Annotated in this window: 7 protein-coding genes and 1 pseudogene; 5 read left to right on the top strand and 3 right to left on the bottom strand. The window is 74.1% G+C overall.

The window, feature by feature from the left end:
* The coding region (locus tag IEY78_RS12675) for a hypothetical protein (RefSeq protein ID WP_373294140.1) at positions 1-373 on the top strand (373 nt) is incomplete at its 5' end.
* Positions 374-407: 34 nt separating this feature from the next.
* Here IEY78_RS12675 and IEY78_RS12670 read toward each other — a convergent pair.
* Positions 408-3,242: a SpoIIE family protein phosphatase gene (locus tag IEY78_RS12670; protein WP_189097767.1), complete on the bottom strand. Its 2,835-nt coding sequence runs from the start codon at positions 3,240-3,242 to the stop codon at positions 408-410.
* A 380-nt stretch (positions 3,243-3,622) separates the two neighbouring features.
* On the opposite strand from IEY78_RS12670, the gene rsgA reads away from it, so the two are divergent.
* On the top strand, positions 3,623-4,789 hold the full coding sequence (rsgA, locus tag IEY78_RS12665; RefSeq protein WP_189097766.1) for a ribosome small subunit-dependent GTPase A: 1,167 nt from the start codon (positions 3,623-3,625) through the stop codon (positions 4,787-4,789).
* A gap of 131 nt (positions 4,790-4,920) precedes the next feature.
* On the opposite strand, the pseudogene IEY78_RS12660 reads toward rsgA, so the two are convergent.
* A pseudogene (locus IEY78_RS12660) lies at positions 4,921-5,404 on the bottom strand (DUF456 domain-containing protein).
* A 382-nt stretch (positions 5,405-5,786) separates the two neighbouring features.
* Here IEY78_RS12660 and IEY78_RS12655 point away from each other — a divergent pair.
* Positions 5,787-7,094 (top strand): protein phosphatase 2C domain-containing protein, encoded by a 1,308-nt coding sequence (locus IEY78_RS12655; protein ID WP_189097765.1) that lies wholly within the window; start codon positions 5,787-5,789, stop codon positions 7,092-7,094.
* Between the two features lie 127 nt (positions 7,095-7,221).
* Positions 7,222-8,970, top strand: a complete 1,749-nt coding sequence (locus IEY78_RS12650; protein WP_189097764.1) for a pyruvate dehydrogenase — start codon at positions 7,222-7,224, stop codon at positions 8,968-8,970.
* Positions 8,971-8,994: 24 nt separating this feature from the next.
* Here IEY78_RS12650 and IEY78_RS12645 read toward each other — a convergent pair whose 3' ends face one another.
* The gene (locus tag IEY78_RS12645; RefSeq protein ID WP_229699895.1) at positions 8,995-9,555 is read right to left on the bottom strand and encodes a hypothetical protein; all 561 of its coding nucleotides are present in this window, start codon (positions 9,553-9,555) and stop codon (positions 8,995-8,997) included.
* Between the two features lie 791 nt (positions 9,556-10,346).
* On the opposite strand from IEY78_RS12645, the gene IEY78_RS12640 reads away from it, so the two are divergent.
* On the top strand, positions 10,347-10,826 hold the full coding sequence (locus tag IEY78_RS12640) for a glycine-rich domain-containing protein (RefSeq protein ID WP_229699894.1): 480 nt from the start codon (positions 10,347-10,349) through the stop codon (positions 10,824-10,826).
* Positions 10,827-10,856: the final 30 nt, after the last annotated feature.

The following is a 10,856-nucleotide window of genomic DNA, read 5'->3' as shown; positions in this document are numbered from 1 at the left end:
GGTACGCCCGGCCCGCCCGGCGACGCCCCGCGCCACCCTCGCCCGCGAGCTGGCCCTGCCGCTCGCCGCGGTGGGCGCGGCGCTGCTGGTGACCGCCCTGACGCTGACCGGGCTCGGTGCCCGCGCCGCGGTCGCGCCGGCCGTCTTCGTCCTGCTGACGGTGGCCGTCGCCGCGCTCGCCCGGCCGCGCGTGGTGCCCGGCGTGGCCCTGGTGTCGTGGCTGTTCTACGACGGCTTCGTGCTGAACGGGCGCGCCGAGCTGGCGTTCGGGGCGCAGGACCGGACGGCCCTGCTGGTGCTGTGCTGCGCCGCCGCCGCGGGCGCGTGCGGGGCCGCGGCGCTGCGCGCCGTCCGGCGCCGCACGGCCGGCTGACCGGCCCTCGCGGGCACGCGTCCGCCCGGCGCGGTCACAGCTCGGGCACGTCGTCCCACTGGTCGAGGATGTCGTCGGCCGACTCCGGGCCGGTGGCCGGCCGGCTGCCGTCGAGGGACTGCTCGGTCCAGATCACCTTGCCGCCGGGGGTGTAGCGGGTGCCCCACCGCTGGGCGAACTGGGCGACGAGGAAGAGCCCGCGGCCGCCCTCGTCCGTGGCGGCGGCCCGGCGCAGATGCGGCGAGGCGCTGGTGCCGTCGGAGACCTCGCAGATCAGGCTGCGGTCGAGCAGCAGGCGGACCCGGATCGGCTGGGCGCCGTAGCGGATCGCGTTGGTGAGCAGCTCGCTGAGGATCAGCTCGGTGGTGAACCGGATCGCCGTCAGGCCCCAGGACTCCAGCATCTCCAGACAGGCCGACCGCACCGGCGCGACCGCGGCCGGGTCGGAGGGCACCTCCCAGTCGGCGACGCTGCCCGGGCCCAGCAGCCGGGTACGGGCCACCAGCAGCGCGATGTCGTCGCTGGGGTGGTCGGGCAGCATCGCGTCGAGGACCGCCGCGCAGGTCTGCTCCGGGGTGCGGTCCGCCCCGGCGGCCAGGGCCGTGCGCAGCAGCTCCAGCCCGGCGCCGAGGGTGCGGTCACGGTGCTGGACCAGCCCGTTGGTGTACAGCACCAGCCGGGAGCCCTCGCGCAGGGTGAGTTCCGCGGTCTCCACCGGCACGCTGCCGCCCAGGCCCAGCGGCGGGGAGACCGGCACCTCGGGGAAGGTGACGGCGCCGTCGGGGGCGACCACGGCGGGTACGGGATGGCCGGCCGTGGCCAGGGTGGTCCGGCCGCCCACCGGGTCGTAGATGGCGTACAGCAGGGTCGCGCCGGTGATGCCGGGGTGCCCCGCCCCCTCCGGACCGCCGTCGGCGTCCGCGGGCACCCCGCCCGGCCACACCCCCTCCTCCTCGGTGCCGGCCGCCCGCGCCTCGTCGGTGTCGATGTGGCTGACCAGTTCGTCCAGATGGCTCAGCAGCTCGTCGGGCGGCAGGTCGAGGGCGGAGAAGTTGTGGACCGCGGTCCGCAGCCGGCCCATCGTGGCGGCGGCGTGCAGCCCGTGCCCGACGACATCGCCGACCACCAGCGCCACCCGGGCGCCGGGCAGCGGGATGACGTCGAACCAGTCGCCGCCGACCCCGGCATGGGCCGGCAGATAGCGGTGGGCCACCTCCAGGGCGGTCTGCTCGGGCAGGGTCTGCGGCAGCAGACTGCGCTGGAGGGTGACGGCCGTGGTGTGCTCGCGGGTGTAGCGGCGGGCGTTGTCGATGGCGACCGCGGCCCGCGCGGTCAGCTCCTCGGCGAACGCCATGTCCTCCGCCTCGAAGCGGCCCGAGAGGTCCGACCGCCAGAAGTTGGCGACCCCGAGGATCACCCCGCGCGCCTGCAGCGGCACCGCGACCAGCGACCGGATCCCCTGCTCCAGCACCCGCCGGGCGCCCGCCACGTCCTGCCGCCGCCACTCGTACGTCGTCCGCAGGTCGCGCAGCAGCACCGGCCGCCCGCTCGTCAGCACCTCGGCCATCGGGGCGCCGGGCACCGCCGCGATGGCGTCGCCCACCCGGTAGATCGCCGACTCCTCGGGGACGCCGCAGACCGCCATCCGCCGCAGCCCGGGATCCGCCCCGGCCGCCGGTTCGTCGCCGTGCAGCACGGGTTCCAGCAGTTCGACGGTGACCACATCGGCGAACCGGGGGACCGCGACGGCCGCCAGCTCCTCGGCGGTGCGGCCCACGTCCAGCGTGGTGCCGATCCGCAGCCCCGCGTCGTAGATCAGCTTCAGCCGCTCCTGGGCCACCCCCGCCCGCCCGGCCAGGGCCCGCAGCTCGGTGCTGTCCCGCAGCGTCACCACGGTCCCGGCCGGGCCGCTGCGGGGCGCGGCCGGGCGGACGTTGACCGCGAGCAGCCAGTCGCCGGCCAGGTGCACCTCGTCGCTCGCGCTGCGGCCCGAGGCCAGCAGGTCGCGCAGCCGCGGCGACAGGTCCAGCTCGGCGACCGGGCGCCGCTCCGCGTCCGCGGGCAGCTCCAGCAGCCGCCGGGCCTCGTCGTTGGCCAGCAGCAGCACCCCGTCGTGGCTGATGATCAGCACGCCCTCGCGGACGGCGTGCAGTACCGCGTCGTGGTGGTCGTACATCTCCCGCATCTCGGCCGGGTGCAGCCCGTTCGTCTGCCGCCGCAGCCGCTGGCTCACCCACGCCGCCCCGCCGGTGACCAGCAGCAGCGCCCCCGCCGCCGAGCCGAGCAGCAGCGGCAGCTGGTGCGCGGTCCACTCGTCCGCCTGGTGGACCCGGATCCCGACGGAGACCAGCCCCGCGATCGGGCCGCTCCCCGCGCGGACCGGCACCGTCGTGCTCACCGCGGGCCCCAGGGACGTGGTGAACGTAGCGGTGTGCGCCCGCCCGTCGAGCGGCGGCCGGATGAGGACGTGCTTGCCGATCAGGCGGGGGTCGGGGTGGGTCCAGCGGATGCCGTCGGGCCCGAACGCGATGATGAAGTCCACGCCGGAGGCCTTGCGGGCCGCCTCCGCCGCGGGCTGCAGGACCGCCGTCGGGTCGGCGGACCGCATGGCGGCGAGGGTCCCGGGCGCCCGGGCGAAGGTCTCCGCGCCGACGATCGAACGCTGCCGGGCCTCCTGCGAGCCCGCGCGCTCCGACTGGAGGAAGAGGGCCACCAGCGCCGCGACGACCAGCAGCACGGTGAGCGCCAGCTGCAGCAGGAACACCTGGCCCGCGACGCTGTGGGTGGACAGCAGGGCGCGGACGTGCCCTCCCCGGGAGCGTGACGACCCCGGGGAATCGTCACCTTCTCGCCGGAAGATTCTCCTCATGACCCATATTTAGCACTGTGTTCGGCCATGGGGTGTTCGGCTCTCCCGCCACCGGGCCACGGCGAACCGCCACGCAGGAGCCGCCGGACGAGGGCGCGTCATCCCCGTGCGGCGCTCGTCCGCCCCGCGCGGAAAAACCGGTGGCGGCCCCGACGACCGCCGCGCTAGCGTCTGCGGCGTTCGGGACGGCGGCAGCATCCGCTGTCACACGCCGTGTGAGCAACCGGGAGGTGAGGACATTGACGACTGTCGCCGCGGTGGGCACTGCCCGCATTCAGGAGTTCAGCAACCTCACCCCCGTGGTCTCCGGCTGACGCGATATCCGCTCTTCTCCGCGCCTGACGCGCGGCGCCGGGACCCGCCCCCGAAGGGTCATCCCGTTGTTCCCTCGTACTTTCCCCACTGCGCACCCGCTGGCCGCCTACGGCTGGGACCAGGGCTTCGCGCAGCGTTTCACTCCCTTTGCCGAGCAGGGGCTGCACCCCGGCCGGATCGTCCGCGTGGACCGCGGGCGGGTGGACGCCGTCGTGCCGGACGGCGACGGCGTCCGGACCGTGCTGGCCGACACCGCGCCGGTGGCGACCGGCGACCCGATGCGCGTGCCGTGCACGGGGGACTGGGCCGCCCTCGACCTCGGCGCCGGCGAGGCCCATGTCGACGGCGTCGTACGGGCGTTGCTGCCGCGCCGTACGGCGTTCGTGCGGTCCACGTCCTCGAAGCGGGCCGAGGGCCAGGTGCTGGCCACCAACCTCGACCACATCGTCATCTGCGTGTCGCTCGCGGAACCGCTGGACCTCGGGCGGATCGAGCGGTTCCTGGCGCTGGCGATGTCCGGCGCGGCCGACGAGGAGCCGCTGGACGCCGCCCCCTCCCCGGCGGGCCCGGCGCGGCCCGTGGTCGTGCTGACCAAGGCGGACCTGGCCGGGACGCCGGAGGGCGTCGCGCATCTCGTCGCGGACACCGCGTCCGTGGCCCCCGGTGTGCCGGTGCTGGCGGTCAGCGCGGCGACCGGCGACGGGCTCGATGTGCTTCGCGCCGTGCTCGCCGGCGGCACCTCCGTCCTGCTGGGCCGGTCCGGGGCGGGCAAGTCCACCCTGGTCAACGCCCTCGTCGGGGAGGAGGTGCAGCGGGTGCAGGAGATCCGCGACCGCGACGGCAAGGGGCGGCACACCACGACCACCCGCGATCTGCGGCCGCTGCCCGGCGGCGGGGTCGTCATCGACACACCCGGGCTGCGCGGCGTCGGCATGTGGGACGCGGGGGACGGGCTCGCCCGGACCTTCGCGGACGTCGAGGAGCTGGCCGCGCGGTGCCGCTTCCAAGACTGCGCGCACCGCTCAGAGCCGGGCTGCGCGGTGCAAGAGGCCGTCGAGAGCGGCGAGTTGTCCGCCCGGCGGCTGGCGAGCTACGGCAAGCTGCAGCGCGAGAACCAGCACATCGTGGCGAAGACGGATGCCCGACTGCGCGCCGAGATCCGCCGCGAGTGGCGGCAGAAGCAGGCGCTGGGCCGCCACATGATGGAGCGGAAGCGGGGACCGCGGGGCTGAGGCGGCGGGCGGGGAGGGGACCGCTCCCCGCCCGAACATCTGACCGGTTCGCGGCGGGCCCCGGGGTGCGGCGGCGCCCGGTGCGGTGACACGCCCGGCGCACGCCGCCGTCCCCCGGCCCGGGTGTCGCCTCAGCCCGCCGCCACCACGCCGATCCAGGCGCCGGCCACCAGCAGGCAGGCGAACAGCTCGACCAGCACGCTCAGGCCGGTGGCGCGCAGCGCCGTACGGGTCGAGGCCCAGGCCTCGCCGTGGCCGCCGAGCCGGACCCGTTCCAGCAGGTAGAGACCGCCGACGGCACCCAGCGGGCAGCCGAGGACCGGGACCAGGAAGAAGCCCACGATCCCGGCCAGCCCAGGCCAGGAACAGGGTCCGGTACGGCGCGCCCGCCTCGCGTGGAGCGCGGGGCGGCAGCAGCCACTTCACCACCTGGTTGAGGAGCAGCAGGGCGGTGGCGCCGATGAGCACCGCCCAGGCCGGGCCGGACTTCTCGGACAGCGCCCACCACATCGCGCCCGCCCAGACGATCAGCGGCCCGGGGATGCCGGGCACCAGCACCCCGAGCAGCCCGAGCAGCATGACCAGGCCGACCGCCACCAGCTGCCACACGTTCATGCGCCGGCCCCGCCCCGCCCGCCGTCACGGGGCGCGGCGCGTCTGCCGGCCCACTCGCCGCCCGCGCTCACCCGCCGGCCTCACTCCCGGCGGGCGCGGGCCCCGTGACGGCCCGTCCGCTGCACGTTCTCATGGGCCCAGCGTGCCGGACGAGGCCCGGAAGCGCTTGCCGACGGGCCCCGGGCCGGGTACCCGCCGGGCCCGTGCGCCCGCGCCGCCCGTAACCTGCCGTGCGCCCCCATGACTTCGCCGGCCCCGGGCGGGCGACACCGCCGGATCCTCCCCGACGACCCCGATCAAGGCCGCGCCGCCCCGTGCCCCCCACGGGGGAACGCTCTTTCGCGCCCTGTCTGGGCGGTGGCCCTCCGGGGACAATGCGTCCATGAAGCAGCAGGGGACCGGGCGCGGCCACGAGGACGACTGGTGGCGGCGGTTGTACGGCGACGGTGGCGGCGCGGGCGGGGGCGCGGCGGGTGACACGGGCGCGTCCGACGCCCCGGACACCCTCGACGACCGGGTCGCGTCGGCGTTACGGGCGCTGGCGGCGACGGGCCGGGCGGCGCCGGCCCCCGGGGACGCGCCGGAGCGGCCGGAGCGACCGGAGCGACCGGAGCGACCGGATCCGGCCACCGGGAAGCCACCCGCCCGCACCGCACCACCACCCCCGCCCGCCTTCCCCACCCCACCGGCCCCGATCCCGCTCCAGGCCACCGGCCCCGGCTCCCGCCCGGCGACCCCGCGCCGGCCCGTTCCGTCCCCGCGCGGGGCACCCGCCGACCCGCCGCCCTGCGCGCCGCCCCCTGACGGCCCCGAGCCCGGCCCCCTCCCCGCCGCCGACCCCGCCGCCCTCGACGAGCTGGTGCCCGACACCGCGCTGGACGGCGCCCGTTACGGCTCGCTGACCCTGCGCGCCGCCTCCCGCCGCGGCGATCTGGCCCGCCACCGCGGCGACGTCCGCCGCGACGCGCTGCTCACCGTCCGCTTCGGCTCCGGCCGGCACGCGCTGCTCCTGGTCGCCGTCGCCACCGGTCCGCCGGCCGGCGAGGGCGCCGCGCGGGCCGCCCGCGACGCCTGCGCCTGGATCGGCGGCGCGGTCGGCCGCAGCTGCACCCGACTGGCCGAGGACCTCCGCACCGACCAGCGCGACGCCCTGCGGTCCGGACTGCAGCGGCTCACCGACCGCAGCTACGGCACGCTGCGCGCCCGGGCCGAGGAGCGGGGCCTGCCGCCGGAGCGGTACCCCGCCGCGCTGCGCTGCCTGCTGCTGCCCGCCGACCCGGAGTGCCGCACCCGGGTGTTCTTCGGGGTCGGCCCGGGCGGCCTCCTCCGGCTGCGGGACGGCGCCTGGCAGGACCTGGAGCCCACCGCGCCGGACCACCTGCCGCGCCGCGCCCCGGCGGACCCCGGCGAGCCGCCCCCGCCCGCCGCCGGCCGGGGTGCGGACGGGACCCGGGCGCCGGCCGAGCCGTTCCTCTTCCGGACCGCCTTCGCCCGTCCGGGGGACATGCTGCTGCTGTGCAGCGCCGGACTCGCGGAACCGCTCCAGCAGGACCCCGCGTTCGCCGCCCGGCTGGCCGCCGAGTGGTCGCTCCCCCGGCCGCCGGGACTCACCGACTTCCTCACCGCCGCCCAACTGCGGGTCGAGGGCCACCCGAAGGACCGTACGGCCGTCGCGGTGTGGGAGTCGTAGCAGGGGGCAGGCGGCCTATCCGGAACGGACCGGGGACCGGCTCCCAGCGGAGGCGCCCCGGGACGGCGCGTGGGTTCATGGGAAGCGGACCCAGCAGCCACCCACCCGTCGAAGGAGCGGCAGCGACATGGCGAAGCAGACCGTGGCCGAGCAGTTCGTGGACATCCTCGCGCGGGCGGGGGTGCAGCGGCTCTACGGTGTCGTCGGCGACAGTCTGAACCCGGTGGTGGACGCCATCCGCCGCAACTCCGCGATCGACTGGATCCAGGTCCGCCATGAGGAGGTCGCGGCCTTCGCCGCCGGGGCGGAAGCGCAGCTCACCGGCAACCTCGCGGCCTGCGCCGGCTCCTGCGGCCCCGGCAATCTGCACCTCATCAACGGCCTCTACGACGCCCACCGCTCGATGGCCCCGGTCCTCGCGCTGGCCTCCCACATCCCCTCCAGCGAGATCGGCACCACCTTCTTCCAGGAGACCCACCCCGACCGGCTGTTCACCGAGTGCAGCCACTACAGCGAACTGATCTCCAACACGCAGCAGATGCCCCGGGTGCTGCAGACCGCGATCCAGCACGCCATCGGGCAGCGCGGCGTCTCGGTGGTCTCCCTCCCCGGCGACATCGCCGCCGAGCAGGCCCCCGAGCGGGCCGTCGAACACGCCCTGGTCACCTCCCGCCCGACCGTGCGCCCCGGGGACGCCGAGATCGACACCCTGGCCCGGATGATCGACGAGGCCCGCAAGGTCACCCTGTTCTGCGGCAGCGGCACCGCGGGCGCCCACGCCGAGGTCATGGAGTTCGCCGAGCGCGTGAAGTCCCCGATCGGCCACGCGCTGCGCGGCAAGGAGTGGATCCAGTACGACAATAAATTCGACGTGGGCATGAGCGGGCTGCTGGGCTACGGCGCCGCCTACGAGGCCACCCACGAGTGCGATCTGCTGATCCTGCTCGGCACGGACTTCCCCTATAACGCGTTCCTGCCCGACGAGGACGACGTCAAGATCGTCCAGGTCGACGTCCGGCCCGAGCACCTGGGCCGCCGCTCCAAGCTCGACCTGGCGGTCTGGGGCGATGTCCGCGAGACGCTGCGCTGCCTGACCCCGAAGGTCCGGCCCAAGACGGACCGCACGTTCCTCGACCGGATGCTGAAGAAGCACGCCGACGCGCTGGAAGGCGTGGTCAAGGCCTACACCCGCAAGGTCGAGAAGCACACCCCCATCCACCCGGAGTACGTCGCCTCCGTCCTGGACGAGGAGGCCGCCGACGACGCGGTCTTCACCGTCGACACCGGGATGTGCAACGTCTGGGCCGCCCGCTACCTCAGCCCCAACGGCCGCCGCCGGGTGATCGGTTCGTTCAGCCACGGCTCCATGGCCAACGCGCTGCCGCAGGCGATCGGCGCCCAGTTCATCGACCGCGGCCGGCAGGTCGTCTCCATGTCGGGCGACGGCGGCTTCTCCATGCTGATGGGCGACTTCCTCACCCTCGTCCAGTACGACCTGCCGGTGAAGGTCGTGCTGTTCAACAACTCCGCGCTGGGCATGGTGGAACTGGAGATGCTGGTCTCCGGCCTCCCCTCGTACGGCACCACCAACCACAACCCGGACTTCGCCGCCATCGCCCGCGCGGCCGGCGCCCACGGCATCCGGGTGGAGAAGCCCAAACAGGTCCGCGCAGCCCTCCGCGAGGCCTTCCGCCACAAGGGCCCGGCCCTGGTCGACATCGTCACCGACCCCAACGCCCTGTCCATCCCCCCGAAGATCAGCGCCGAGATGGTCTCCGGCTTCGCCCTCTCCGCCGGCAAGATCGTCCTCGACGGCGGCGTCGGCCGCATGCTCCAGATGGCCCGCTCCAACCTGCGCAACATCCCCCGGAGGTAGCCGCGGGGGTACCCGGCCGCCGCGTTACAGCTCCGCCGGCCGGCCGCTCTCCCACAGTGCGGTCACATGGCTCGCGAAGCGGTCGTAGAGCCCGTCCTCCTCCAAGCGGCGGAGGTGGAGCATGGGTGATTCGTCCCCGAGAAGCGAGGCGATGTGCGGGGTGACCAGCATCTGATCGTCGAACATGAAAACGCTCAGCGCGATGTGCTGGTCGCTGAATCGCGCCTCCACACCGTCAGTCGGTCCCATTTTGGTCAGCGCATCGAGTGTGATCTTGATGCGCGTGCCGACCGTCAGCGGGACGCCCTCCACCTCTTCCCGCTTCCTCGTCACCTCCGACTCCGGGTCGCCGACGAGGAAGCGCACACGGGTACCGTGGCGTGCCTTCGCGGTCAGCCGGGCGCCGAGCCTGGGGTGCTGCTGCCACAGAAAGTAGTTCGTGTAGCCGGCGAACGTCAGAGCCTGTGACGCATCGTCAATGAGGGATGCCCACAGTGAGGTTGGCGCAGCACTTCGGAACGGGTAGGCAGCGACGATCTCCCTGTCGTGCCCGGTCTTCACGCGGACTGGACCGACCTCGGCCACAACGTCACGGGATCCACTCCTCACGCCTGGCCGACCTCCTCCTGTGTCGCCTCCCGCGGCGAGCGGTCAGGGTTGGCCAGCCACCTTGTCACGGTCTTGTGTTCCACCCCGACCTTACGGGCCAGCTGGTGCGGCCGAAGCCCGGCGCGCTCCATAGCGTCTCTGAGTGCTGTGTTCAAGGCTTCCCCTCGGGACGTTCGGGCCTCTTCGGACCATAGTGTCGAAGAGGGTCGTGCGTCCCGGCTATGGGTGTACCAACGTCCCTTGTGGTGGCGTTCATTGGAGACATGACCGAGCCGAAGGGGACGATGTCGCCGCCAGTGCACGTCACGCCCTCATACAACCCTCGCGCGCAGCCGACCCCCGGTTGCGACGTGTGCGCCGCACTGGACAAGCAGCGGCGAGCAGCACGCGAGTGCGGAAATCTCGCGGCCGCAGCAGTGGCGGGTGTGGAGATCGAGAACCACCCGCACAGACGGACGAAGGGCGCATGACGTCTGACTCCCAGCGGCAACCGCGGCAGCACGAGCGACCGGCGGACGGAGCCAGGCTCGCAGCGGCAGATGCCCTTCTGTGCATCGTTTCTGGCGTCACCTTCGTGACGGATCCCCCATGGCGGCGCCCCGTCTATCAGCCAGGCCGCCGTCCTGAGTTCCCGCCCACGTGTCCCTGACGTATGGGGTCATCGGGGCGGGTGTGCAAGAGGAGAAGAGCCATCCCCAGCCGAAGCCTGGACAGTGATCACGGCTGGGGACGGCAGTCGTACGACGCAACTCAAGGAGAGGCCGCACATGTTAACGGTAAGCGATCTGATCAGCCCCGCAGCATATCTGAGCGTCGTCGGGACGGTGCAGGACGCCAACCCCGGCATGGCAGGGGGCATGGCGCAGCGCATCACGGACGAGGGGCTGAAGTTCGTCGTTGCCTGCGCCAAGGCGCCGGGCGCCGCCTTGGCGCCCTCGCGTGTCGTGGACGACGGATGGCACGCGCTCATCCTCCACACGAAGGTGTATGAGGAGTTGTGCGCGTCGCTGGGCGACTTCGTACACCACTACCCCGGCTATGACCCGGACAACTACGATCCGCTGATCCTGGTGCGCACGCAGGACGCCATCCGCGCCGCCGGGTGTGACGTGGACGAGGAGCTGTGGGGAGCGCCGACCGGGGAGCAGCTTGTCACCGTCGCCGCGCAGTGTCAGCACTCCCCGTCGGACACCGGACCCATCAAGCCCATGCCGACACCCCGCCCTCCGTGCCGGGACAAGCCGTAGCCGGCATCTGCCACACTCGGGGCGTCGACA

This window comes from Streptomyces kronopolitis, from assembly GCF_014646275.1.
In the GTDB taxonomy this organism is placed as follows: Bacteria; Actinomycetota; Actinomycetes; order Streptomycetales; family Streptomycetaceae; genus Streptomyces; species Streptomyces kronopolitis.
This window is presented reverse-complemented; position numbering and strand designations above follow the sequence as displayed.

Coding starts and splice junctions, on each gene's coding strand:
- IEY78_RS12655 (WP_189097765.1), top strand. CDS start 5,787: ATGAAGCAGCAGGGGACCGGGCGCGGCCACGAGGACGACTGGTGGCGG.
- IEY78_RS12670 (WP_189097767.1), bottom strand. CDS start 3,242: ATGAGGAGAATCTTCCGGCGAGAAGGTGACGATTCCCCGGGGTCGTCA.
- IEY78_RS12640 (WP_229699894.1), top strand. CDS start 10,347: ATGTTAACGGTAAGCGATCTGATCAGCCCCGCAGCATATCTGAGCGTC.
- IEY78_RS12650 (WP_189097764.1), top strand. CDS start 7,222: ATGGCGAAGCAGACCGTGGCCGAGCAGTTCGTGGACATCCTCGCGCGG.